Raw genomic sequence first — 26542 nt, 5'->3', positions numbered from 1 at the left:
GCTCTATTCCTTTCCACTCTGAGGCCAGTCCAAGTGAACATGTTCCTTCATTTCTCGGTAGGCCGTGTCCACTCTCTCCTTGGTCTCCTCATCCAGCTTGTCGCGGTATTTGCCACCCTGGATAAAATCTTCCAAGATATAGGTCTGGTACTTGTACAAGTCATAGCCTTCAGGAGAATAGGTGCCCTTCGGAGTCCGACTGACCCAGGTTGGATGAGCAGTAGCTGTCTTGATCTTTGTCTTGCGACCAACCTTTTCGATGGTCACATCCATCAAGACCCCTCGCTCTGTCCATTGGGCAGTCTCCACATCTCCCATAGTTTCCAGACGCTGATTGGACAGGAAATTCCCCATCGAGTAGATGATAAGCTTGTTTTGACCATCTTTATTGACCACTTCAGCAGGCTCTACAACATGGGGATGCCCGCCAAAGACGATATCAGCTCCCCAAGAAACCATCTTGTGGTAGAGCTCTTTTTGCTCTTCTGTCGGCTCCAACTGGTACTCGATTCCCATCTGGGGCATGACAATGGTGATATCGGCCTCTTGCTCCGCCTTTTGGATCTCCGCCTTCATCCGCTCTTCATCCAGATCAGACAAGACATCTGCTTGCTCTTCTGGAGTAAGGGTCGTTTCCATCCCATTAAACCCATAAGCGTAGGCTAGAATAGCAATCTTGATGCCATTCACTTCCTTGATCACCAAGGGAGCCTGGCCTCTCTTTTCATGCGTGTAGACACCGACAGGTGTGATGCCTGCATCTTCAAAGGCCTTGGCTGTCGAATAGACCCCATCTAGGCCTGAATCCAAGATATGGTTATGTCCCAAATCCATGACATCATAACCAGCATCCTTGATGGCTGGTACGACTTCGCTCGGCGCATTAAAGAGAGGATAACCTGACAAATAGTAATCCGGGTTAATGGTTCCCTCAAAATCGCCCAAGGCTAGATCCGCTTTTTGTAGCCAGGGTTTGACATACTCATAATTTTCATGAAAATCATAGCTTCCGTCTTCCTTTTGTGCACTCATATAGACCAGATCATGATAGAGCTGATCTCCATTGGCCATGATCCGAGCTGTATGAGGAATCTGATCAGCCGGTGTTTTGGCCTTGTACACAACCTCTGGCCGTTCCGTTGCGGTGATCGGAAAGCCTTGGAACTTTTGCACCCACAAGATGGCATTGGCCACGATAAAAACAATGGACAAGAGCACATAGACAAACTGTTCATTGGTCAGCTCAATCCTTGAAAAGAGACGATCAAAAGCCCAATCAAAGGCCGCTGACAACTCTTTTCCCATCGTTTTGATGGTCCCTTTCACATTCTCCCACTTCTCTATCATTTCTACCTCTTCTTCATATCCAGTTTCTCCAATGATCCGCCAACAAATTGAGCTGTCATTGAAATACTTTCTCTTCATTGTATCACAATTTTTAAGAAGAGAAAAAAGAGAGCAGGACAGAAGCGCCATTGTTTAGAAACGCTTCATCGTCCTGCTCTTGCACAGTTGATTGATTCATATAAATGGTCACAAATCACTTCTTATCGTTTGATTTGGACAAGCTAATCGCAACCATGACAAGACTTAGGAAAAAAGCCGAAAGCAACCCTTTTGTCGTCCGATTCATAAAAGGTTGATGAAATACAAAATGATTATAGGCAATAAATCCTAATCCAATCAGAGTTACCATAGCCGAAAGCGCAAAAATCGTTCGCCATAAATTTCTATTTTTCATCATAAACTCCTTTTCTCTAAAACGAATGTTTGGGAAATGAATCAACTAAAAGATCGTCCTACAACATCCAAAATATACCGATTCAACAAACAGTTATATATCCTACTGTAGGAAATAAAGTTTTCTGATATCTTTGCCTTTTTTATGATTTCAGTCTAACATAAAATGAAAAAAGCAACATGACTTAAACGTCGGGTTGCTAAAAATCGTTCTTTTTTTCTTCTAATAATCTTTGTACCAGCACTTCATCATCCAATAATTCAGCAAATGTAATTGCCTTTCCATACAACTCCTCAGATTTCTCCTTGCTCTTTTCCACATGGAGCATATATTTTGCTTTAAACATATAAATAAGAGGTTTGTAATAAACATGTCTCGTCTTATCAATTACATCTTCGAAAGTTTGAATATATTTAAGCGTACATTTTTCTTCCAACTGAGCTAGCAAAACAAGCAATATTTTTTCCAACTGTGTCAGGTATTCCTTGTCCCTATAATCTATGTCAAGCATTACTTTATCAGCCAACTCCTGAAAATACCTTTTATCTTCTAATCCTACAGCACAGCAAAAAAAGTAGAGTTCAATAATTAACAAATCATTAACCGTATAAATTGTTTTCTTTAAGATTTGTTGAAAGTATTCTTCTAAAAGAGCAAAACCATATCTCACATCAGAACTATTATAAATATCTAGACGCGCTTGAATCACATCTATAAGTAATTGTTCATCCTCTGGAAGAAGATCGTAGTAACATTCCCCAATTTCTTCTAAAATCGCTTGTTTCCGCTCAATTCGTTCTCGATCCGCATAGGTCGGACTATCTACCAATTCTTTCTTTAACCTTAGATAATCTTTTGGTATTTCAATTTTGTCAATATCAACAAAATACTGAACTTCGACATTCAGTTTTTTCGCTAAATATATTAATTTGGGTACAGTGGGCATAGCCTGACCATTCTCAATTCGGGCTAATTGCCGAATAGTCAATTCAGTTTCATCATCGCAAATATCTGCTTGTGTAGATTTTCTATCTAGTCGTGTAGATTTTATTTTTTTCCCAATCTCTTTTTTTAAATCTTTCATCATCAGTACATCTCTACTAATTACATCTTATACTAATTTTAACACATACTTTGTTAGAATAACGAAAACCTTTTCATATTTTCCTTAAAAAGCACCCTAACTTGAAAATCATGCTCCTTATTTATAAAAGTGGCTTCTGTCTCTCAGAATGTGGATTTTTTTCTTACCTAAGGCAACCCAAGTGGTATTGCAGAAAACATCATCACAATTTTCAACTGATGCAAGCATCTACTGAAACTTTCCGATGTGAGAAAAGTGCCTGAAACAATGATGTTTCAGGCACTCGGGAGTTTTGGAACCTTAGGTCCAAAACTAAGTCATGGAACTTCTATGAAGTTCGCTGACGTCCGTACTCACCTAAGGAAAGTTTCTAAGATGCTTTTTCTATTATTTCAAAGCTTTTAACAAATAACCATAGCCTTCTTGCTCCATTTCCTCTTTTGGAATAAAGCGCAGAGAGGCCGAATTGATACAATAGCGAAGACCTCCTTGGTCTTTTGGTCCATCGGTGAAGACATGGCCGAGATGGGCATTGCCTGAGCGGGAACGAACTTCGATCCGCTCCATTCCGTGGCTATGGTCCTGGTAATAGTGGACGACGTCTTTGGTAATAGGACGAGAGAAACTTGGCCAGCCACAACCAGAAGCAAACTTATCCTTGGCAAAAAAGAGAGGTTCCCCCGTCGTAATATCCACATAGATGCCCTCTTCAAAGGTCAGATCATAGGCATTGTGGAAAGGACGTTCTGTCGCGCTTTCTTGAGTGACTTGGTACTGCTCTGCTGTCAGTTTCGCCTTTAGGATTTCTTGATCTGGCTTCTGATAAGCTGCTGGATCAATCAAGGGCTGCTCAGCATCTGTCACATCGATATGGCAATAGCCTCCAGGATTCTTCTTGAGGTAGTCTTGGTGGTAGTCCTCAGCTAGGATGTAGTGGCGCAAAGGTTCTAGTTCAACCGCTATTTTGTTGCCCAGTTGCTTCTCTTCTTCCGCAAACACTTGGGCGATCACCTCACGTTCTCCTTCATCTGTATAATAGACACCCGTCCGATATTGGCGACCTCGATCATTTCCCTGTTTGTTAACGGACAAGGGATCGATCACACGGAAATAGTAGAGCAGAATTGCGCGTAGAGTGATCTTGTCTGGATCGTAGATAACCTGAACTGTCTCTGCATGATCCGTTTCCTTGATCAGTTGGTAATTGGTCGTTTCTACCTGGCCATTGGCATAGCCTACCGTCGTCTGTTCTACACCGGGGATCCGTGAAAAATATTCCTCTAAACCCCAAAAACAGCCACCTGCTAGATAAATCTCTGCCATCTTTCTTCCTCGCTTTCCGCATTCCCTAAAAGGAACACTTCTTATCTATTAGCTCCATCATAATCCAAGAGCCTCATATTTTCAAGGATTCTGCATCAAAAATCCCTTCTACTACATGTAAAAGGGATTCAATCCTTCTTATTTTTCAAATAAGAAAAAGAGTGAGTAATAGAAATTCCAAAACGATAGGGTTAACTGATGTAGAAAATCATGAAGGACTACCATGACCAACACCTCCTCTGAATATCTGTGAACAAGCACCAGGCTAGTATCAACTACAAAAGCACCGTCGGTCCATAGACCTGTAACTGAGGCTTCACAACCTCGTAATGCCAGTGATCATAAGCTCGCCAAGCTTGAAAGGCTTCTTCGTTCAATGTTAGCCCACCCAAACCAATCAATAAACTGGCGGTCTGATAAAACTTTTCCAACTCAATCAACAGACGATTGTCTACCCGCCTAGCCTTTCGTAAGCCTTTCAACATCTGATCTAGATTTTCTCGAAATCGAAGGACATCTGGACTGGGGGTGCATCCTTTCAAAAAGGCTGTTTGAAGAAGGCTGACCGTTGTTTTTGCCTCTTGAATCACGTCCCTTTCTTCCATCGAAATCACCTTCCTTTTCACCTCCATTGTACACCCTTTTCCTCTATAAAAATGGAAAATTCCTAAAACTAGGAACAGAATGAGGCTGGGACAAAAGTCCTAGCCTCTCAATTGTTTCTAGATTGTCGAGCAAGACGCAGTGGTTGAGTGGGTCTACTACGCTGATTTCATCAGCTTTTACAGCCCTACTCAACTGTGCGGAGGTGGGACGACGAAATCGAATTCTAACGAATTACCGATTTCTGTCCCACTCTCATAAAAAACTTCCCCAAGTTTCTACTTGAGGAAGTTCTTTTCGAAAGATTAGTCAATGTAGCGCAATTTGCCACGGAAGTCTTCCAGGCTTTGGTAGCCTTTTTCTTCCATGATGGCTTTGAGCTCCGCAGTGATGCGTTCAAAAGCTCCTACTCCTTCTTTATGAAGCGTGGTTCCGATTTGCACCATACTAGCCCCACATAGAATATGTTCAAAGGCATCACGACCGGTCAAGACACCACCTGTCCCCACAATCTGAATTTCTGGATTCAGGCGTTGATAAAAGGCATGGACATTAGCAAGGGCAGTTGGTTTGACATACTCTCCACCAATCCCACCAAAGCCGTTCTTCGGACGAATTACTACGGATTCATCTTCAATGTAGAGACCATTCCCTACGGAATTGACACAATTGACAAACTTAAGCGGGTATTTGTTAAAGATTGCTGCTGCTTGATCGAAGTGAACAATATCAAAGTAAGGTGGCAATTTAATACCAAGCGGTTTTGTGAAATAGGCAAAGACCTCGGACAAGATCCGATCGGTCGTATCAAAGTCATAAGCAATCTGAGGTTTTCCAGGGACATTAGGGCAAGAAAGGTTCAGTTCTGTCAAGCCTTTAAAGTCGCTGTCTTGCACCTTTTTCAAGATGGTATGGGTCTCTTCAGGAGACATGCCGACGAGAGATAAGAAGAAGGTCCGGTCAGGATCTGTTTTTTGCAACTCTAATAGGTAATCCAAATAATAATCCAAGCCTTGGTTGGGAAGGCCCATCGAATTGATCGAGCCAAGTGGCACATCATGATAGCGTGGTTCGGGATTTCCAGCACGGAATTCTAAGGTCGCTGTCTTGGTCACAAAAGTCCCAGCAGCCGAATTCTTCACTTCTTCCAACTCTTCCTTGGTCATACAGGCCACTCCTGCCGCATTCATCAGGCAATTGTCAAATTCAAAACCAGCAATTTGCGTTTTTGTCGATACCATCTTGTACTCCTTTTTGAAACACCCATCAACAGAATCGTTCGGGATGCTCTCTATTTTCTTCTTTCATTATACCATCACTTGGAAGCTTCCGGACAAACAAAGCTAAAAATTCTTGCAAACATTCGGACTTTCCTAGCCGCAATAAAATTTTCAGAAAATTCAACTTTTTTCTTTACAAGCCAAAAAAAGTCTGCTATAATGATCCATGTAATAAAACGTGACATTGTTTGTCAACTGTCTCAAAGCCAATCCCCTAGCGGGTTTGCTGGTTTTCGTTTCATTCACAAAGGAGAATTAACATGACAACTGCTAAAGAATATATCCAAAGCACCTTCGAAACTGTAAAAGCTCGTAACGGCCATGAGGCTGAATTCCTTCAAGCTGTTGAAGAGTTCCTCAGCACTTTGGAACCTGTTTTTGAAAAACACCCTGAATACATTGAAGAAAACATTTTAGCTCGTATTACAGAACCTGAACGAGTGATTTCCTTCCGTGTTCCTTGGGTTGACCGTGAAGGAAACATCCAAGTAAACCGTGGATACCGTGTTCAATTCAACTCTGCTGTAGGTCCTTACAAAGGTGGTCTTCGTTTCCATCCAACTGTTAACCAAGGGATCTTGAAATTCCTCGGATTCGAACAAATCTTCAAAAACGTCTTGACTGGTCTTCCTATCGGTGGTGGTAAAGGTGGATCTGACTTCGATCCTAAAGGAAAAACTGACGCTGAAGTGATGCGTTTCTGCCAAAGCTTCATGACTGAATTGCAAAAGCACATCGGTCCTTCTCTTGATGTCCCAGCTGGTGATATCGGGGTTGGTGGACGTGAAATCGGATACCTTTACGGTCAATACAAACGCCTTCGCCAATTCGATGCTGGTGTCTTGACTGGTAAACCTCTTGGTTTTGGTGGTAGCTTGATCCGTCCAGAAGCAACTGGTTATGGTTTGGTTTACTATACTGAAGAAATGCTCAAAGCCAACGGTGACAGCTTTGCTGGTAAGAAAGTCGTGATCTCAGGTTCTGGTAACGTTGCCCAATACGCTCTTCAAAAAGCAACTGAACTTGGTGCAACTGTTATCTCTGTATCTGATTCAAACGGTTACGTGATCGACGAGAACGGTATTGACTTCGACCTTCTTACAGACGTGAAAGAAAAACGTCGTGCTCGTTTGACTGAATACGCTGCTGAAAAACCAACTGCTACATACTACGAAGGTTCTGTATGGACTTACGCTGGTAACTATGACATCGCTCTTCCATGTGCAACTCAAAATGAAATCGATGGCGATGCTGCTAAACGTTTGGTCGCTCAAGGTGTGAAAGTTGTCTCTGAAGGAGCAAACATGCCAAGTAACATCGATGCCATCAACGTATACAAAGAAAATGGTATCCTTTACGGACCTGCTAAAGCTGCCAATGCTGGTGGAGTTGCTGTATCTGCTCTTGAAATGAGCCAAAACAGCCAACGTCTTTCATGGACACGCGAAGAAGTGGACGGACGTTTGAAAGACATCATGACCAACATCTTCAACACTGCTAAAACAACTGCAGAAACTTACGGACTTGGTAAAGATTACCTTGCAGGTGCCAACATCGCTGCCTTTGAAAATGTCGCAAACGCGATGATTGCACAAGGTCTTGTATAATCAATCGATATTTTTCTTTGAGACCTTCGGGTCAAAGCCTCTCAACTCCTGAAATCAGTGTGTTTCAGGAGTTTTTTGTAGCTACTGATCTCTTTAAGGACAATTGGTCTCAAGGGAAGACAGTCATTTTTAAAGAAAGGAATCTTATCCATCATTAGTGATGAGAGATTTGAGCCATCTCTTTTTCTGTATCTTTTTCTAAAAAAATTTTATTTTTTTTACTTTACCCCCTTGCATTTTTAATAAATTAGTATTAAACTATAGCAAAAGGAGGTGCGCTTATGTTTCATTTTGCTCAAGACAAGTCAACTACCATTGAATTCCTTAAGTCTGAATTGATGCAACTGCTTTCTGATATGCGTCAGGAGATTGCAGCAAGCCGTCAAGCACAGACTTGTACTGCTTGCCAGCATATCCAACACTGCATTAACAAGATCCAAAGGGCAAAAAGTTCCGTAGCCATAGCCCTCACGATCGAATCATTGGATCTCGAAATCACCGCCCTATTGCGCAAGCAATTATTGATCTTGCCACCTGAGGCTCGAAAGACTTGGGATCAGATTAAATATTTGGATGACAAATACTGCCACTTAAGATCGTAACATCGATTAAAAAAGCTCAGAAAAATATTTCTGAGCTTTTTTACATGATTCCGTTATTTCCTGTTGGAAGGTTGATTCCTGCTTCCATCAAGGCATCATGATAGAGTTTATAGTAAGTATGGTAAACAGTAACCTGGGTTCCATTTTGAGCGGTCATAGCAATACGGAAGGAATAGCGACCATTTTTTTCAATCTGTGGGCCTAAAATGGTAGGACCTGTCAACACTTCTGGGTGTTTGTCTTGTTGAGACTGGTTGACCTGAGCGATGACCTGGTAGATCTTGTCAAGATCGGTATTCGCATCTAGTGGGATATCTACCAGCACGCGCATATCTCCACGCGAGAGGTTGCTGACGACAGTGATATTGCGGTTTGGGACAAAGTGGAGAGTCCCGTCAAAATCACGTACTTGAGTTGTCCGAATTCCCACACTGCTAACGATGCCGGCAATATTAATAGAACCATTGGTAAGTCGGACATTGTCCCCCACATCCAGCTGGCGTTCTAAAAGGATAAAGAAACCATTGACCAAATCGGAAAGGAAGCCCTGGGCTCCCATCCCGATCGCCACCCCAGCAATCCCAGCACCAGCCAATAAACTAGAGACTGGAAGACCGAGGATCGACAAGATCCAGTAGATCAAGATAAAATACAAGCAGTAGTTCAAGAGACTCTCTACTAAACGGAGAATGGTTTTTTTACGGGCTTCATCCTGCACCGTATACTTAAAAGAAGGGGTTAATATCCGCTTGACCAGGCTATGGATGACCTTTTTAGCGATAAAAAATAAGAGAAAGACAAAAATCAGAGAGATGCATTTTGAAATTAGGTCATCAAAAATCTTTGTCCAGTCTATTTTACTGAAATAACGTTGGAAAGCTTGACTCATTTATTCGGGCCTTTCTAACAAAGAATAGTATGATTATATCAAATATTCGGAAATAAGGCTATTTTTTAAAAATTTCATTGCTATTACCCCCTAACTATCGTATAATATTCCTTAATTATTTTTTAAGGAGGCCTTACATGATTCATCGACTGATTACCACTTGGAATAAAACCAACCTTATGAAAAGGATCGCAATCGGGATTGTACTTGGTGTCGTTCTAGCACTTGTATTTCCTAAAGCAACTGGGATTGGACTCTTAGGAGAGTTCTTTGTCGGGGGGCTCCGTGCCATCGCACCCCTTCTGGTCTTTGCACTCGTCGCAAATGCTCTCTCCCAACACCAAAAAGGAACAGAGACCAATATGAAAAAGGTCATCGTCCTCTATCTCCTAGGAACCTTTGCAGCTGCCTTCGTCGCTGTTTTGATCAATTACATCTTCCCAATCACCATTACCCTGACTGGAAAGGCCGCTGAAGGATCCTCTCCAAATGGAATTGGCGAAGTGATTAGTAACCTCTTACTCAAGATCGTCGACAACCCGGTCAATGCCTTGCAGCAAGCCAACTACATTGGGATCCTTTCTTGGGCCACTGTGTTTGGAATTGCCATGAGAGAGGCGAGTGAACATAGTAAAGACCTCCTACAAACCCTAGCAGACATCACTTCAAAAATTGTCGAGTGGATTATCAACCTAGCTCCATTTGGGATCTTAGGTTTGGTCTTCACGACCATCGCTGGCCAAGGACTCAGTGCCCTTAGTAACTACGGGATTCTCTTGGTAGTATTGGTGGGAACGATGGCTTTTGTCGCTCTGGTCATCAATCCATTGATCGTCTTTTTCATGATCCGCAAAAATCCCTATCCCCTTGTTTTTAAATGCCTCCGTGTCAGTGGGGTAACAGCCTTCTTCACCAGAAGTTCTGCAGCCAACATCCCTGTCAACATGCGTCTCTGTGAAGAATTGGGGCTGAATCCAGATACCTACTCTGTTTCTATCCCTCTTGGATCGACCATTAACATGGCAGGTGCAGCGGTAACTATCAATACCTTAACCCTTGCAGCAGCCAATACTTTAGGGATTCAGGTTGACTTTGGAACAGCGCTTATCCTCAGTGTTGTGGCAGCCATCTCAGCCTGCGGGGCATCCGGAGTTGCGGGAGGATCTCTCCTTCTCATCCCTGTTGCTTGTAGCCTCTTTGGCATCACCAATGATTTGGCCATGCAAGTCGTCAGTGTCGGCTTTATCATCGGGGTCATTCAAGACTCTTGTGAAACAGCCCTCAACTCTTCGACAGATGTGCTCTTCACTGCCATCGCCGAAATGAGCAGTTGGCCAAAAGAAAAACGCTATTAAAAGATCTTATCTCAAATAGACAAGAAAACCTAGACCTCGCGATCTGGGTTTTCTTATTTCTTAAAGTAGCGCTTGCTTTCTTTGATAATGACAGGTGACAGAGCTAGTAGGGCAATCAAGTTGGGTAGAGCCATAAGCCCATTAACGATATCCGCAATGACCCAGACCAGATCTAATTTTAGGAAACCACCTAGTCCAACCATTAAGACAAAGAAAGTCCGGTAGAGGTTGATATGTTTGACACCAAATAGGAATTCGAAACACCGTTCTCCATAGTAAGACCATCCAAGAATGGTCGTTGTCGCAAACAGCACCAAGCACAGCGTTAAGATAATGCCTCCAACTGGGCCAAAGACACCTGTAAACGTATCCTGGGTCAAGGTGCTCGTGCTGCCCTTGGCCATCCACTCATCTGAAACCAAGAGCGAAAGTCCTGTCAAACTACAGATGATAATGGTATCAATAAAGGTTCCTGTCATCGAGATCAAGCCCTGCTCGACAGGTTCATTGGTCTTTGCAGCAGCTGCTGCAATGGGGGCCGATCCGAGACCCGATTCATTGGAGAAAACCCCACGCGCCACCCCTTTTTGGATGGCCATTTTGACCGTTGCTCCTGCAAAACCTCCCATGGCTGCAGTCCCTGTGAAGGCACCTGAAAAGACCGATTTTAAGGCTGGAAGCAATTGGTCTAGATGCAAGGCAATGATCATGACAGTCGCAAAGATATAGGCAGCAGCCATAAAAGGAACCACTTTTTCAGAGACTTTGGAAATCCAGTGAATCCCTCCAAAGATGATGGTCGAAACCACTAGAGCAATCACTACACTAGCCACTTCTGGAGCCGTTCCAAAACTAGCTTGAAGGGATCCCGTAATGGAATTAACCTGGGTCATGGTTCCGATCCCAAAGAGGGCCACCAACACTCCTGCAACCGCAAAGAAAATAGCCAGTGGTCGCCACTTCTCTCCCATCCCGTGAAGAATGTAATACATAGGACCACCTGAGATATGACCGTTGTCATCCTTGGTCCGATAACGAATGGCTAAGAGCCCTTCTGCATACTTGGTCGCCATTCCAAAAAAGGCTGCCATCCACATCCAAAAGAGGGCACCTGGGCCACCTGTCTGAATCGCTGTAGCTACCCCTACAATATTCCCCGTCCCTACAGTAGCCGCTAGAGCTGTCGCAAGGGCTCCGAAGCTCGAGATATCCCCGTGTCCCTCATCTTCTGTAAAGATCAAGCGAAAAGCTTTTGGAAGGTAGCGTATCTGAAGCAATCCCAAGCGAAGCGTCAGGTAGATCCCTGTTCCTACTAAGAGCACCAATAAGGGGGCGCCCCACACTAAATTATCGACCTGCTGAAAAAACTGCAATACATGATCCATTTTCTGTCTCCTTTTTCATCGACCGCTCGACAGAAAAGAGAAAAAGAAAGAGCACATGTCAAACATGTACTCTGGTCCTGCTTAAAATAGGGGACTTCCCCTATCTTTCGCTCTGTCCTTTTACCTGAGAGTTTGAGTAGATGCATCCTCTACCTTGCCCCTTCGGTGCCATTTCTGGTCTCTCCAGAGTTCCGTCCATTCACAGTCACTCACGCTCCTGCAAACTTCATTCGGTCGTATGTAATTTTCTCTATTTTAATCGATTTTCAAAAGTTTGTCAATCGTTTCTGAAAATATCTTGTAAATTACCTGAAAATACAAAATTTTTAATCACTCAAGGAGAAGTGATTGGTCATGAGGTTGCTAGCATCGAGCAAAATCTTGTCCAAGAGTTGATCTGTCGCTTCCTGGATTTGATCACTCATAGCTTGGTTTTCCGCCTCAAAATCAACGGTGTCACCTGCTGCAAGTGCACGATCGACCTTATTGATGCGCGCATGTCCCCAGGCCATTGTCGTTTCTTGGTAATCGTCCAAATCACCAACATGGTGAGCATAGTGAGGGTCAGCTAGTCCCGCAATAATCCGGTTGGCCCAGTAGAAGGAATCCGTAGTTACCTTAGCCGTCGTATTGGCAAAGTAGTCTGGCGTTGTATCCACTTGGGTAAAGAAAGGAACAGCTGTATTGTAAGGCATGGAGCCATAAGAAATCCATTGGATGCCTGTCGTTTCTTGTGGTTTATTGGGACGCAATTGCAGAATCGCTGTCTGGCTAGTCCGGTTGATCCCGATCGTCCGGAAGGTCCGTTGACTCACGTGATCTCCTTCAGGACCATAAGGATCGTAGATAGTGTCTTGGTAGTGGTTGCTCAAGACATATTTGACATCTTCAATCGTCACCTTGCGATAAGATTTTTGACACCAAGGAATCTCAAAGCTCCGTGGATCCTGCTCGATTTCAGGATTGAGGAAACGCTGGATGGCCCAAGCCCGCGGTGTATTGTAGTGGCGGTCCTTGTCTTTTTGGCTACCAAAAGCATAGCGTGGATTAAAACCTTTCCCTTCTTGATCTAAAATCAAATGGTGCTCTGTGACAAAACGTTCAAGATCCGGGTCACAAAGAAACTCATCGGGATTGCCAAATTCAAAATAATCACTTCCCAGTTGGTTGGGGTTGGTCACATAGGCATCGTCAGGGACACGACGCGCCATCCAGTGGTGACCTCCGATGGTTTCCAACCACCAGATTTCATTCACATCTGAAATCGCGATCCCGTTAGACTCATAAGTTCCATAATCTTCCAAGATCTTTCCGAGACGCAAGACCCCTTCACGGGCTGTCTTGACATAAGGCAAGACCAAGGTCAGCATGTCTTCCTCACCGATGCCGCTCTCTACAAGAGGATCTGCCCCTAGCACACGGCTATTGGTCGTAATGGTCTCTGTCTCACTCATAGCTACATTGTAGACATTGATCCCAGCTTCTCCCCAGATTCCGTCTTTAGCAATCGCATCTGGAACCGCTGTATAGCGAACTGGATTATCTGGCAAGTCGATTTCAAAAGTTGATAAAACTGACTTGTAATGACGCGGTTGATCTTCCGGTTTGACCACGATCAATTTCTTGGGCGTAAAAACGCCATTTTGAGAATCCTCTGTTCGTGCTACAATGGTCGAACCATCATAGCTAGCATTTTTTCCGACTAGAATCGTTGTACACGAATCTGCACTTTCACGTTTACGCATGCGTATCCTCCCAAATCATTCATTGCCTCTATTATAGCACTTTTAAAAGGAAGGACCTACTGAAAATCCGATTTGAAAACGGATCGTTTTCAATTTCTTTTAATCCGGTTCATTATGTAAAATTTAAAAAAACCTAGCTGATAAACAGCTAGGATTTAGATTGAAGAAAAAGTTATCTTAGAAACTTTCCTTAGGTGAGCACGGACGTCAGCGAACTTCGAAGAAGTTCCATGACTAATTATTGAGCCTAAGGTCTCAATAATTCCGAGTGAGACTGGGACAAAAGTCCTAGCCTCTTAATTGTTTTTGGATTGTCAAGCAAGACGCAGTGGTTGAGTGGGCTCTACTACGCTGATTTCATCAGCTTTTACAGCCCTACTTAACTTTGCGGAGGTGGGACGACGAAATCGAATTTTAACGAATTACCGATTTCTGTCCCACTCTCACTTTTCTCACGGCGGAAAGTTTCGGTATTTTCTTTATTCATTTTAAAAATGGGACAGATTTATATTTTTTTGCAGAATTTCTTAACTTATTTTTCTTTTTAAAAATTTAGTCTACGTTCTAAACCCTAGCTAATGAAAAGCTAGGGCTTAACTTAGCCTTTAAACGTGACAATGGTTGCGCCGCTTCCACCTGCATTTTGTGGGGCATATTCAAAACTCTTGACGTGCTTGTTGCGGCGGAGGTATTTGGTCACCCCTTCACGGATGACCCCTGTCCCGATCCCGTGGATGATATCGACTTGGGCCATGTTGTTGAGCAGGGCCTGATCGATAAAACCATCTAGCTCTTGCATGGCCTCTTCATAGCGTTTCCCACGGAGGTCCAGACGCGCTCTCGGACCGCTCGTGTTTGAGCGCTTGACGACATTCACCTGGCGTTTCTTAGGTTGAGCCGCCTCTTTTTCAACCTTGATAAGGTTGAATTCTTTTTCTTCCAAGGTCATCTTGATCAAGCCGACTTGCGCCTCCCAGCGTCCATCTTTGAGTTGCTTGACTAGGGTTCCACGTTGGCCATAGCTGATAACCAGGATCTCATCTCCTACCTTAGGAGCACGCGCCTTCTTGGCTTTTTTCAAGACCTTATTTTTAGAAAGATCGACGGTCTCAGGAGCTAGTTTTTTCAACTGAGCCTTGGCCTCAATGATCTCATGTGGTTTCAACTGGGATTTAGCATGAAGACCTTGAAGGATGCGGTCACTCTCTGAAAGTGCCATGTCCACAATTTCCTTGGCTTCTTCTCTTGCCTTATTTAGCTCTGTTTCCCTCTCCCGAGTCAGTTCATTATAGAGTTTTCGAAGAGCGCGATTGAATTTGAGATTTTCTTGCTCCACTTCTTGAATGGTATCCAAGCGCTTGCGACTCTCTAAGGTCTGCGCCTCCAGTTTTTCAATAATCTGATTGACATCATTGTCCGTATTGGTCATCTTCATGGCATCCTGGATAATGGTCTCAGATAAGCCCAAACGACGGGCGATCTCAAAGGCATTGGAGCGACCAGGCACCCCTTGCATGAAGCGATAGGTCGGACGAAGACTCGCTGTGTCAAACTCCATGCTGGCATTTTGCACCCCTGCAGTCTCAATCCCGTAGGCCTTGAGCTCTGGATAGTGGGTCGTCGCCATGGTCTTAATCCCGCGTAAGCGCAGGTCTTCTAGGATAGCAATAGCAATGCCAGCCCCTTCTTGAGGATCGGTTCCAGCTCCTAACTCATCCAGAAGGATCAAGGAGGCGGTATCTACTTGATGTAAGATCGATACGATATTGGTCATATGACTGGAGAAGGTCGACAAGCTCTGCTCGATCGATTGTTCATCTCCAATATCTGCAAAGACTTGTGAGAAGATGCCCACACGACTACCTGGATCCGCTAGGATGGGAAGACCAGACTGGGCCATAATTTGCGCTAGTCCCAGCGTTTTTAGCATGATGGTTTTCCCACCTGTATTGGGACCGGTAATCACGATTTCAGTCAAGTCCTCGGTAAAATGCAGGTCATTCGCGACGGCATTTTCAATCAAGGGATGACGTAGTTGCAAGAGCTGAATAGAGCGATTACTGCTAACCTCTGGTACCACTGCCTTGAAATCACGCATAAACCGATACTTGCCCTTGATCAAGTCCAAATGACCGATAATCCAAGCATTATTTGCAATCTCTGCCGCATGGGGGCGCAGGCTGTCAGACAATTCCTCCAGAATCTGAATGATTTCATACCGTTCATCTGCTCGGTGGTTGGCGATTTCTTCATTGAGATTGACCACTGCACGAGGTTCGATATAAACGGTATTCCCACTGGCTGAGATATCGTGGACCACCCCTGCAATCCGGTTGCGATAGGTATTTTTTACTGGTAAAACATTGCGTCCATTCCGGCTAGCAATCACAGCATCCGCCAACATATCGGCCTTGCTTTTCAGCAGGTCTTGTAGAATCTCTCTGACCTGGTGTTCATTCTCTTGGATGCGGCGACGGATTTTAGCCAATTTTTCGCTGGCAAAAGACTCGACAAAGCCTCCTTCGTTGATAGCTTGAAGCCCACCTTGTAGGCGAGGAAGATCCACCAAGTTGTCAAAGAGGCGATGGAGCCTTTCCAGACGAACATTTTCCAAGTTGTCGTAGAAATCCTTGAGCTCATGTGTTACCCGAAGGACTGCTTTTAGCGCTAGTAATTCATCGACATTGAGGGCCGCCTCCATCTCCAAACGCTTGGCCACTGGACGGACATCTTGAATGGTCGACACGGCAAAGCGAGGCTCTTCCAAGAGGATCTGCTCCATATCTTCTAGCTCAATAAAGGCCGTTTCGATGGTTTCTTTTTTATCGGTTGGAGTAAGGACTGCTAGCTCCATCTCCCCTTGTTCTGTCTGTAGATAGGGTTCAAAAAGTTGCTTGACCTTGTCAAACTCCAGAATATCTAAGATTTTTTTATTCATGTTTCTCCTACAAAAAAAGTGAGCGTCCTTCCTTGAATCGGACTTGTCTCACTCCTTTCTTCATTTTTGCTCCTTAAGCTCCGATAATCGCAGTCACCCACAAGTTGTGGAACAGGCTGGAACTGATCGGGGTATGAAGGATGATAAAGCGGATCAATCCACTTGCATTTAGTCTATTTTGGATGGAAGCCATGGGAACTGTTGAGAGAATAGTCAAGCCCATCTGGATCACCAAGAGGGTTATCACGACGGCGATCACACCCGCTCCAATTTGATACTTGCGATCCTCTAATTTTTCTGGCTGGGGAACCAAGTGCATAAAGATTCCAATCACGCGGCCGATCAAATAAACCAGCACAAAAATCAACACATAAGCTAACCCTGCATAAAAGATGTCATCTAATTGAAACAGGTAGCGGTTGGCATAAAAATAATTCACCGATTGCTGAGTGGGACTCGAAAAAGGAACCCATAGAGACAAAACCTTAGCCAGTCCCTTGTAGCTACCACCTGCAATCAAGAGGGCCACCAAGGTCACTAGAAAGTAATAGGACTGGAGGATGATGCCTCTTGCATAGCCAATATAAAAGCTCCATGCCAAAATCAATAAGATTAAGAAAGTTAACATGTATCTCCTCTTATTTAGATGATTTATCCTTTAAGTCGTCTAAAGCTTTGCGACGAAAATCATCTAGTTCTGTTTCCTTGTCGTCAAACTCAATCTCTCGATTCAGTTGCATGGACAAACTATTTACTGCCAATAAGATCGCGATGGTTTCATCGTCAGCCTCTGGCATTTGTTCCTTAATTGCTTGGTATTTTTCTTTCGCAACACGTTCGACTTCTTCCATAAACAAATTATCATGGTTGGTTGTTAAAGTGAGCGCTTTGTTTCCAAATGTAAATTTATATCTATTTAAGCTCGCCATAAAAATCACCTCACGGTATTATACCAAAAAAGGCTAGCTTTGTCAGTAGCAAAGCCCCTCTTCACAGGGATTTTCCAGTGGATTCTTTCTTTCTTTTTGCTCCCTCTCTCCCTGAATTTGTGGTACAATAGTGGTTATGGAAAGTATGACACTCACTCCAACACAGGAGCAAATCCTTGATTTTGTCCATACCTATCGCAGTTCTCTCACTCAAAGCAAGAACCCTCATATGGATTATTTCTTTCGACTAGAGGGAGCGACCGTTTCGATCTACAAGTCTGGAAAGGTCCTGCTCCAGGGCAATGACCTCACTCCTTACCTGAACTTTTTCGGACAAGATGCTGGGAACCTTAAGCGTTCTACTTCATCTGCACGACAAGATCTAGCCATGATCGGAACCGATGAGGTCGGAAACGGCTCTTATTTTGGTGGACTCACCGTTGTCGCATCCTTTGTCACACCTGACCAGCACGACTGGCTCAAAAAGCTTGGTGTTGGTGATTCGAAGACCTTGGATGATCGAAAAATTCAGCAATTGGCTCCTCTCCTTGAGGAAAATATCCAGCACCAAGCACTCTTATTGTCTCCAAAGAAGTACAATGAAGTCATCGCTTCTGGTTACAATGCTGTTTCGGTCAAAGTAGCCCTGCACAATCAGGCCATCTACCTTCTGTTAAATAAGGGAGTCCAAGCAGAGCGAATTGTGATCGATGCCTTTACAACTGCTAAAAACTACCAAAAATACGTAAAAGCTGAGAAAAATCAGGTCACGCAAGCCATTGAGTTGGAAGAAAAAGCCGAAAGCAAGTATCTAGCTGTGGCAGTTAGCTCCATCATCGCCCGCAATCTCTTCCTTCAAAATCTGGAAGATCTGGGCAAGGAACTGGGTTTTAATCTTCCTAGTGGAGCAGGAGCTAAATCAGACCAAGTGGCCGCTAAATTGCTTCAGACCTACGGGATGAAAGCTCTGGATTATTGTGCCAAACTCCATTTTAAAAACACAGAAAAAGCAAAGAAATTACTAGAAAGATAAGTCATGTCAAAAAGAAGTTCAAAACATACATCGAGCTCACCTGTGGTGAGATTCCTTAAAGAATGGGGCCTCTTCAGTATCATTGTTGGTCTCATCATCGCCTCTCGCATTTACCTCTGGGCTCCGGTCAAGGTAGATGGCCATTCGATGGATCCGACTCTGGCCGATAGCGAGTACCTCCTTGTGGTCAACCACCTCTCAATCGATCGTTTCGACATTGTTGTTGCCAGTGAAAAAGATGACGACGGCAAAACCAAGGACATCGTCAAGCGGGTCATCGGTCTTCCTGGAGATACCATCCAATATGATAACGATACCCTCTATATCAATGGGAAAAAGACCAATGAGCCTTATTTGAAAAACTATATCGCTCGTTTCAAAAAAGATAAATTGCAATCGACCTACACTGGAAAAGGCTTTGAAGAAAACGGAGAACTCTTCCGCCAATTGGCCAATACAGCTCAAGCCTTTACAGTGGACAAAGATGGCAATCCTAAATTTACTTTGAAGTTGCTCGACGATGAATACCTCCTACTTGGAGATGACCGGATCGTTTCAAAAGATAGCCGTCAGGTCGGAGCTTTCAAGAAAGAACAAATCAAAGGGCAAGCCGTCTTTAGACTATGGCCGATCTACCCTTTCAAAACTTATTAGTATAGATTAACAGACTGAGGCTGAGACAAGTATGTCCCAGCCTCGCTTTATAAAAAGGAAAGAAATGATGGAATATTATTTTTCTGGTACTATTGAGCGCATTATTTTTGAAAATCCTAGCAGTTTTTTTCGAATCCTCTTGCTCGACATTAGCGATACAGACGCCGAAGATTTTGATGATTTTGAGATTATTGTGACGGGCACCATGGCAGATATCATGGAAGGCGAAGACTACACCTTCTGGGGGGAGCTGGTCCATCATCCTAAATACGGAGAGCAGCTCAAAATCAGTCGTTATGAACGTGCCAGACCCTCTAGCAAGGGATTGGTGAAATATTTTTCCAGCGATCACTTTAAAGGAATTGGTCTCAAAACAGCCCAAAAAATCGTGGACCTCTATGGGGACGATACCATTGACAAAATTTTGGAGGCCCCTGAAAAATTAGAAGAAATCATAGGTCTCTCCAAGAAAAACCGCCTAGCTTTTGTAGAAAAACTCCGTCAGAATTACGGAACGGAGCGCATTCTCGCCCAACTAGCCAACTATGGCATTCCCAATAAATTGGCCTTTCAGATCCAAGATTTTTATAAAGAAGAAACCCTCCAGATCGTGGAGCAACAGCCCTACCGATTGGTGGAAGATATCCAAGGTATGGGCTTTAAAATCGCGGACCAACTAGCCGAAGAATTGGGGATTGCAAGTGACGCCCCTGAGCGTTTCCGCGCGGGTCTGATCCACAGCCTTTTTAGCTACTCTATCGAGACTGGAAATACCTACATCGAAGCCAAGGACCTCCTGCGCTATACCATTGACCTTTTAGAATCCGCTCGTCCAGTAGAATTGGATCCTTCCACTGTCGCCCAAGAATTAGGACGCCTCATCGAGGAAGACAAGGTCCAAAACGTGGACACCAAGATCTTTGACAACAGCCTCTTCTTTGCGGAGGAAGGGATTCGCAGTCATATCGGTCGATTATTGGAAAAAGGAAAGTCGACTTCATTTGACCCTGAGAAAATCAACCAGGCGATTGAGGCGGTTGAAAAAGATCTGGGAATTCGCTACGATGCGATTCAAAAAGAAGCGATTCACCAAGCGATCCAAAACAAGGTCTTTATCCTCACAGGGGGTCCTGGGACAGGAAAGACTACCGTTATCAATGGGATGATCAGTGTCTATGCCCAACTCCACCAGCTGGATCTTCGGAAGAAACAAGACCTGCCGATCCTCTTGGCTGCCCCAACAGGACGGGCAGCTAGACGCATGAATGAGCTGACAGGACTTCCGAGCGCCACCATCCACCGCCATTTGGGGATGACAGGAGATGATGACACCAGCCACTTAGAGGACTATCTGGATGCAGACTTCATCATTGTGGACGAATTTTCCATGGTTGATACCTGGCTGGCTAATCAATTACTCAGCAACATCGCAACAGATACCAAACTCTTGATTGTGGGAGATGCCGACCAATTACCTTCCGTCAGCCCTGGTCAGGTCTTGGCTGATCTCTTGCAGATCCCAAGCATCCCTCAGACCAAACTCGAACATATTTTCCGTCAGAGTGAAGATTCGACCATTGTCTCACTTGCAGGAGACATTCGCCAGGGCAAGCTTCCTCAAGATTTCACAGAACGAAAAGCCGACCGCTCTTATTTCGAAGCCGGAAGCGAACACATCCCTAAGATGATCGAACAGATCACCTCAGCTGCCCTTCGCAGTCAGATCCCGGCTCGAGATATCCAAGTCTTGGCACCTATGTACAAGGGCCAGGCTGGCATTGACAACATCAATACACTCATGCAAGACCTTCTCAATCCAGCTATCAAAGATCAGGTCGTCTTTGACACGCCAGACTGCCAATACCGCGATGGAGACAAGGTTATCCATCTGGTCAATGATGCAGAAAGCAATGTCTTTAATGGAGATATTGGCTACATTACCGATCTTCTCCCCGGAAAATATACAGAATCGAAGCAAGATGAATTGACTATCCAATTTGATGGCAATGAAATCGTCTACCCGCGCAATGAATGGTACAAGATTCGCTTAGCCTATGCGATGAGTATTCACAAATCGCAAGGAAGCGAATTTCCTGTGGTGATTTTACCCATTACCAATCAAAGCCACCGGATGTTGCAGCGTAATTTGATCTATACCGCCATCACGCGCTCAAAGAGCAAGCTGATTCTCTTAGGAGAATACAGCGCCTTTGATTTCGCTACTAAAAATACAGGTACAGCGCGCAAGACCTATTTGGTTGAACGTTTCAAGGACCTGGACGGAGGCGAAGCAACCACAGACTATTCTTCATCCCTTGCAACGGCTTCTGCTACAGTCGAATCTGCACGAAGCAAGGAAGAAACTGTTGAAACGAAAGCAGAGACGTCTAAGCCTACTATCTATCGACTAACAGAAGACAATCTCCACACCATCTCGCCTATGATCGGACTAACAGAAGAAGAGATTGCAGCCTTCTTTGATATCAAAAAAGACGACTAGTGAACAGACTAGTTGTCTTTTTCTTCCTCTACCAGAGGTAGTTCAGTATGATCAACAAAGTTGGTCATGGTGACACCCAAGAGGCGGATTCCTGTATTTATCGATTCGATTTCTTGAAAAATGTGACGCGCTGAACGATTGATGCGCTCAGCATCTCGCGTTGGCTCCGTCAAGGTGATACGCTTGGTCAGGGTGGTAAAGTCTCCATAGCGCACTTTTAAGACCAAAGTTTTTCCTTGCTTGCCGTGTTTTTCCAGCGATTGGGCTACCTTACTGGACAGATTGGCAATTTCTTCTAAAATATCATCTTCAGCATAGAGGAGCTTGCGATAGGTCCGCTCTTTTCCGATCGACTTGCGGATACGATGGCTCTTGACAGGGCTATTATGAATCCCTCGCGCCTTTCGAAAGAGATCATAGCCAAATCGCCCAAACCGATCAATCAAAGTCATCTCCGGGATGGCTAAAAGATCCGCGCCAGTATAGACACCCATCTCATGTAGTCTCTCTACTGTCTTCTTTCCTACTCCATGAAATTTGGCAATGTCCATTTGGCTCAGGAAATCCTTAGCGTCCTCCGGTAAAACCACCGTTAGGCCACGGGGTTTTTGGTAGTCACTTGCCATCTTGGCCAAAAATTTATTATAAGAAACACCCGCTGAAGCTGTGAGATGCAGCTCTTCCCAGATAGCATGCTGAATCAAGCGGGCGATTTTGACAGCTGATTTGCTCTGGATTTTATTTTCCGTCACATCTAGATAGGCTTCATCAATACTCATCGGCTCGATGAGATCTGTATAACGCTTGAAAATCTCACGGACCTGCTCACCTACTTCTCGGTATTTCTCATAATTTCCAGAGATAAAAATGGCTTGAGGACAAAGGTCCAGCGCTTCTTTAGAGCTCATAGCTGAATGAATGCCATATTTCCTTGCTTCATAGTTACAAGTCGAGACCACACCTCTCCCTCCTGACTGACGAGGGTCCTGGCCAATCACGACAGGCTTGCCCTTCAAACTAGGGTTGTCTCTTTCTTCGACGGCAGCAAAAAATGCATCCATATCAATATGAATAATCTTGCGACTGGTATCATTCACTAATGGAAATATCAGCATTTTTCACCCTCCTTTCTTTCTATTATAGGAAGAAAATTTCAGAATTGCAAAAATCGACTCCCCAGAAAACATGAAAATTGATGAAAAACTGTGTTTGTTTTCAAAAATATAGTACAGTATCACAGAGGATTTGAAACTGTATTACAAAAGAATCTGTTGTTTTTCGCAATTCGCCTTTGTGTAACCGATTTCTGTATGGTATACTACTATTGTAAGTGCAACAGATATAGTTGCTAGAAAGACAATAGAGGAAAATAAAAATGGTTGTTAAAACAGTCGTTGAAGCACAAGATATTTTTGACAAAGCCTGGGAAGGCTTCAAAGGTGAAGATTGGAAAGAAAAAGCAAGCGTTTCTCGCTTCGTTCAAGCTAACTACACACCATATGATGGAGATGAAAGCTTCCTAGCTGGTCCAACTGAACGTTCTCTTCACATCAAAAAAATTGTTGAAGAAACAAAAGCTCATTATGAAGAAACTCGTTTCCCATACGATAACCGTCCAACATCTATCGCTGATATCGCAGCTGGATATATCGACAAAGAAAACGAAGTCATCTTCGGTATCCAAAATGATGAATTGTTCAAATTGAACTTCATGCCTCGTGGTGGTATCCGTATGGCGGAAACTACTTTGAAAGAAAATGGATACGAACCAGATCCTGCAGTTCATGAAATCTTCACAAAATACGTTACAACTGTAAACGACGGTATCTTCCGCGCTTACACTTCTAACATCCGTCGTGCTCGTCACGCTCACACTGTAACTGGTCTTCCAGATGCTTACTCTCGTGGACGTATCATCGGGGTTTATGCTCGTTTGGCTCTTTATGGTGCTGACTACTTGATGGCTGAAAAAGCAAACGACTGGAACTCTATTACTGAAATCGATGAAGAATCAATCCGTCTTCGTGAAGAAGTAAACCTTCAATACCAAGCACTTCAAGAAGTTGTTAAATTGGGTGACCTTTATGGTGTAGACGTACGTCGTCCTGCCTTCGATACAAAAGAAGCGATCCAATGGACAAACATCGCCTTCATGGCTGTCTGCCGTGTGATCAACGGTGCTGCTACTTCTCTTGGACGTGTGCCAATCGTTTTGGATATCTACGCTGAACGTGACTTGGCTCGTGGTACATTTACTGAATCAGAAATCCAAGAATTCGTTGACGATTTCGTTATGAAATTGCGTACTGTTAAATTTGCTCGTACAAAAGCTTACGACCAATTGTACTCAGGTGACCCAACCTTCATCACAACTTCTATGGCTGGTATGGGTAACGACGGACGTCACCGTGTTACTAAGATGGACTACCGTTTCTTGAACACTTTGGACAACATCGGTAACTCTCCAGAACCAAACTTGACAGTTCTTTGGACTGACAAATTGCCATATAGCTTCCGTCGCTACTGTATGCACATGAGCCACAAACACTCTTCTATCCAATACGAAGGTGTAACAACAATGGCGAAAGACGGATACGGTGAAATGAGCTGTATCTCATGTTGTGTATCTCCACTTGACCCAGAAAACGAAGAACAACGCCACAACATCCAATACTTCGGTGCTCGTGTTAACGTGCTTAAAGCTCTTCTTACTGGTTTGAACGGTGGTTACGACGATGTTCATAAAGACTACAAAGTATTTGATATCGATCCAATCCGTGACGAAGTTCTTGAATTCGAATCTGTTAAAGCAAACTTCGAAAAATCTCTTGACTGGTTGACAGACACTTACGTAGATGCTTTGAACATCATCCACTACATGACTGATAAGTACAACTACGAAGCTGTTCAAATGGCCTTCTTGCCAACTCACCAACGCGCTAACATGGGATTCGGTATCTGTGGATTTGCCAATACTGTTGATACATTGTCAGCAATCAAATACGCTACTGTTAAACCAATCCGTGACGAAGATGGCTACATCTACGACTACGAAACAATCGGTGAATACCCACGTTGGGGTGAAGATGACCCACGTTCTAACGAATTGGCAGAATGGTTGATCGAAGCTTACACTACTCGTCTTCGCAGCCACAAACTTTACAAGAACGCTGAAGCAACTGTTTCACTTCTTACCATCACTTCTAACGTTGCTTACTCTAAACAAACTGGTAACTCACCAGTCCACAAAGGGGTATACCTCAACGAAGATGGTTCTGTGAACTTGTCTAAATTGGAATTCTTCTCACCAGGTGCTAACCCATCTAACAAAGCTAAAGGTGGATGGCTGCAAAACTTGAACTCACTTGCTAGCCTTGACTTTGGTTATGCAGCTGATGGTATCTCACTCACTACTCAAGTTTCACCACGTGCTCTTGGTAAAACTCGTGACGAACAAGTTGATAACTTGGTAACCATCCTTGATGGATACTTCGAAAACGGTGGACAACACGTTAACTTGAACGTTATGGACTTGAACGATGTTTACGAAAAGATCATGTCAGGTGAAGACGTAATCGTACGTATCTCTGGATACTGTGTAAACACTAAATACCTCACTCCAGAACAAAAAACTGAATTGACACAACGTGTCTTCCACGAAGTTCTTTCAATGGATGATGCCTTGAACTAAGATTCAAATAGATCTTAAAAAACCAGTCGGAAACGGCTGGTTTTTTTCATCCCCATCGCAAGAGTATTCTGAATTTTGAAAGAGTTTAAGAGCTTACTATATAGGGTTTGACAGCGCTTTCTCCGAGTGTTATAGTAGAGCTGTAAATAAGATAGAAGGGGTGATCCTATGTTTTTAACATTTATTTTCGCTATTATTTGGCTCTTTATCCTGATTGCACTGATCTTTTTAGCAACCCTTCTCGTCCAGGATAGCACCGTGCAGCACCACCACCCGAGTTAACGAATGATAAGCCTAAACAATAGCTATTCTAAACGAATTCAGAAAGGATAAGAAACAAACTAGAATTGTCAAATTTTAGTTCTGTCTCTCGTCCTTTTTTGCTATAATAGAAACAGATTATTTAGTAAGAAGGAAATTATGGAAGAGTCAAAACAGATCAACCAAGTGATCGACGTCCTGATGTTAGCTGGAACCCTCCTGATAGAGAGCGGTTCTGAGATTCACCGGGTCGAAGATACCATGATCCGGATCGCCCATTCACAGGGAATCGTCGATTGCAATGTTTTAGCGATGCCAGTCGCTATTTTCTTTTCAATTGAGAATGCCAATGTCACGCGCATGAAACGGATCTTGCGGACCAATTACAATATCGAAAAGGTCTGTGATGTCAATCAGATCTCTCGTCAACTCGTCTCTGGAGAGATCGATCTCGAGCAAGCCTACCAGGCCCTGAGCGAGTTGAAAATGAAGCGCGTTCCTTATACCAATCTCCAGTTGACCATTGCGGCAACCCTCAGTGCTCCTTTCTTCTCCATCATGTTTGGAGGAAATTTCTATGATGCGATTGGAGCAGGTATTGCGACTGTCTTTGCCTTTGCTTTTTCTCTTGTCGTTGAGAAATACGTTCGCATTTCTTTTGCCACTGCCTTTGCGGCCGCCTTTGTCTTTGGTTTTTTGGCCCATATCTGGACGCGCTATAGTGGTTTTCCTTCCAATACCGATCTCATTATCGCAGGCTGTGTCATGCCCTTCGTTCCTGGAATCGCTATGACCAATGCCGTCCGCGATCTGATGAATTACCACCTCAACTCTGGGATGAGCAAACTCTTTGAGACTCTTCTCATTACTCTTGCACTTGGTGCCGGTACAACCGTTGCCCTCGTCCTTATGAAATAAAATC

General features: G+C 43.9%; 21 protein-coding genes and 1 riboswitch. Of the genes, 8 read left to right on the top strand and 13 right to left on the bottom strand.

Annotated features, from left to right (window positions below):
* Positions 1-3: 3 nt before the first annotated feature.
* From SM122_RS09315 to SM122_RS09290, 6 genes are all read right to left on the bottom strand, one after another.
* Positions 4-1347: a CapA family protein gene (locus tag SM122_RS09315; RefSeq protein WP_195326679.1), complete on the bottom strand. Its 1344-nt coding sequence runs from the start codon at positions 1345-1347 to the stop codon at positions 4-6.
* Between the two features lie 193 nt (positions 1348-1540).
* The gene (locus tag SM122_RS09310; RefSeq protein WP_080976912.1) at positions 1541-1744 is read right to left on the bottom strand and encodes a hypothetical protein; all 204 of its coding nucleotides are present in this window, start codon (positions 1742-1744) and stop codon (positions 1541-1543) included.
* 196 nt (positions 1745-1940) lie between these two features.
* Positions 1941-2828 carry a helix-turn-helix domain-containing protein gene (locus SM122_RS09305; protein ID WP_229042329.1) on the bottom strand — a complete coding sequence of 296 codons (888 nt, stop codon included), beginning with the start codon at positions 2826-2828 and terminating at the stop codon, positions 1941-1943.
* 384 nt (positions 2829-3212) lie between these two features.
* Positions 3213-4148, bottom strand: a complete 936-nt coding sequence (gene msrB, locus SM122_RS09300; RefSeq protein ID WP_049497981.1) for a peptide-methionine (R)-S-oxide reductase MsrB — start codon at positions 4146-4148, stop codon at positions 3213-3215.
* Between the two features lie 275 nt (positions 4149-4423).
* A complete protein-coding gene (locus tag SM122_RS09295; RefSeq protein WP_195326678.1) occupies positions 4424-4780 on the bottom strand; it encodes a helicase BlpT in 357 nt (118 codons plus the stop codon).
* A 276-nt stretch (positions 4781-5056) separates the two neighbouring features.
* On the bottom strand, positions 5057-5992 hold the full coding sequence (locus SM122_RS09290; RefSeq protein WP_195326677.1) for a dihydroorotate oxidase: 936 nt from the start codon (positions 5990-5992) through the stop codon (positions 5057-5059).
* A gap of 299 nt (positions 5993-6291) precedes the next feature.
* Between SM122_RS09290 and gdhA the strand changes: the two genes are divergently transcribed.
* Positions 6292-7638: an NADP-specific glutamate dehydrogenase gene (gene gdhA / locus SM122_RS09285; RefSeq protein ID WP_003004977.1), complete on the top strand. Its 1347-nt coding sequence runs from the start codon at positions 6292-6294 to the stop codon at positions 7636-7638.
* Between the two features lie 281 nt (positions 7639-7919).
* Positions 7920-8240 carry a hypothetical protein gene (locus tag SM122_RS09280; RefSeq protein ID WP_049471894.1) on the top strand — a complete coding sequence of 107 codons (321 nt, stop codon included), beginning with the start codon at positions 7920-7922 and terminating at the stop codon, positions 8238-8240.
* Positions 8241-8280: 40 nt separating this feature from the next.
* On the opposite strand, the gene SM122_RS09275 is transcribed toward SM122_RS09280, so the two are convergent.
* Complete coding sequence (locus SM122_RS09275) at positions 8281-9129, bottom strand: mechanosensitive ion channel family protein (RefSeq protein ID WP_049471895.1); 849 nt, start codon at positions 9127-9129, stop codon at positions 8281-8283.
* 137 nt (positions 9130-9266) lie between these two features.
* Between SM122_RS09275 and sstT the strand changes: the two genes are divergently transcribed.
* Positions 9267-10484 (top strand): serine/threonine transporter SstT, encoded by a 1218-nt coding sequence (gene sstT, locus SM122_RS09270; protein WP_049471896.1) that lies wholly within the window; start codon positions 9267-9269, stop codon positions 10482-10484.
* A gap of 53 nt (positions 10485-10537) precedes the next feature.
* On the opposite strand, the gene SM122_RS09265 is transcribed toward sstT, so the two are convergent.
* From SM122_RS09265 to SM122_RS09245, 5 genes are all read right to left on the bottom strand, one after another.
* On the bottom strand, positions 10538-11869 hold the full coding sequence (locus tag SM122_RS09265) for an alanine/glycine:cation symporter family protein (protein WP_021153873.1): 1332 nt from the start codon (positions 11867-11869) through the stop codon (positions 10538-10540).
* Positions 11870-11971: 102 nt separating this feature from the next.
* Positions 11972-12066, bottom strand: a riboswitch (glycine riboswitch).
* 129 nt (positions 12067-12195) lie between these two features.
* Entirely contained in the window at positions 12196-13614 is a 1419-nt protein-coding gene (locus tag SM122_RS09260; protein WP_155170239.1) for a C69 family dipeptidase, read from the bottom strand.
* Positions 13615-14212: 598 nt separating this feature from the next.
* Positions 14213-16552 (bottom strand): endonuclease MutS2, encoded by a 2340-nt coding sequence (locus tag SM122_RS09255; RefSeq protein WP_155170241.1) that lies wholly within the window; start codon positions 16550-16552, stop codon positions 14213-14215.
* Between the two features lie 73 nt (positions 16553-16625).
* The gene (locus SM122_RS09250; RefSeq protein ID WP_049506576.1) at positions 16626-17180 is read right to left on the bottom strand and encodes a CvpA family protein; all 555 of its coding nucleotides are present in this window, start codon (positions 17178-17180) and stop codon (positions 16626-16628) included.
* Between the two features lie 10 nt (positions 17181-17190).
* Positions 17191-17481 carry a hypothetical protein gene (locus tag SM122_RS09245; protein ID WP_049471900.1) on the bottom strand — a complete coding sequence of 97 codons (291 nt, stop codon included), beginning with the start codon at positions 17479-17481 and terminating at the stop codon, positions 17191-17193.
* A 136-nt stretch (positions 17482-17617) separates the two neighbouring features.
* Here SM122_RS09245 and rnhC point away from each other — a divergent pair, with 136 nt between their 5' ends.
* From rnhC to recD2, 3 genes are all read left to right on the top strand, one after another.
* Positions 17618-18514 (top strand): ribonuclease HIII, encoded by an 897-nt coding sequence (gene rnhC, locus SM122_RS09240; protein WP_049506577.1) that lies wholly within the window; start codon positions 17618-17620, stop codon positions 18512-18514.
* A 3-nt stretch (positions 18515-18517) separates the two neighbouring features.
* Positions 18518-19168: a signal peptidase I gene (gene lepB / locus SM122_RS09235; protein WP_014713905.1), complete on the top strand. Its 651-nt coding sequence runs from the start codon at positions 18518-18520 to the stop codon at positions 19166-19168.
* Positions 19169-19235: 67 nt separating this feature from the next.
* Positions 19236-21668 (top strand): SF1B family DNA helicase RecD2, encoded by a 2433-nt coding sequence (recD2, locus tag SM122_RS09230; RefSeq protein WP_155170330.1) that lies wholly within the window; start codon positions 19236-19238, stop codon positions 21666-21668.
* Between the two features lie 8 nt (positions 21669-21676).
* Here the strand turns inward: recD2 and dinB are convergent, their stop codons facing one another.
* Positions 21677-22783, bottom strand: a complete 1107-nt coding sequence (gene dinB / locus SM122_RS09225; protein ID WP_031575564.1) for a DNA polymerase IV — start codon at positions 22781-22783, stop codon at positions 21677-21679.
* A 260-nt stretch (positions 22784-23043) separates the two neighbouring features.
* On the opposite strand from dinB, the gene pflB reads away from it, so the two are divergent.
* Together pflB and SM122_RS09215 are read left to right on the top strand one after the other, a co-directional pair.
* Positions 23044-25359, top strand: a complete 2316-nt coding sequence (pflB, locus tag SM122_RS09220) for a formate C-acetyltransferase (protein WP_031575567.1) — start codon at positions 23044-23046, stop codon at positions 25357-25359.
* Between the two features lie 420 nt (positions 25360-25779).
* Positions 25780-26538 (top strand): threonine/serine exporter family protein, encoded by a 759-nt coding sequence (locus tag SM122_RS09215; protein ID WP_070675391.1) that lies wholly within the window; start codon positions 25780-25782, stop codon positions 26536-26538.
* The last annotated feature ends 4 nt before the right edge of the window (positions 26539-26542 follow it).

It is taken from the genome of Streptococcus gingivalis, assembly GCF_035544715.1.
Lineage (GTDB): Bacteria > Bacillota > Bacilli > Lactobacillales > Streptococcaceae > Streptococcus > Streptococcus gingivalis.
The sequence above is the reverse complement of the archived record's forward strand: the minus strand, read 5'-3'. Positions and strand labels throughout refer to the sequence as shown.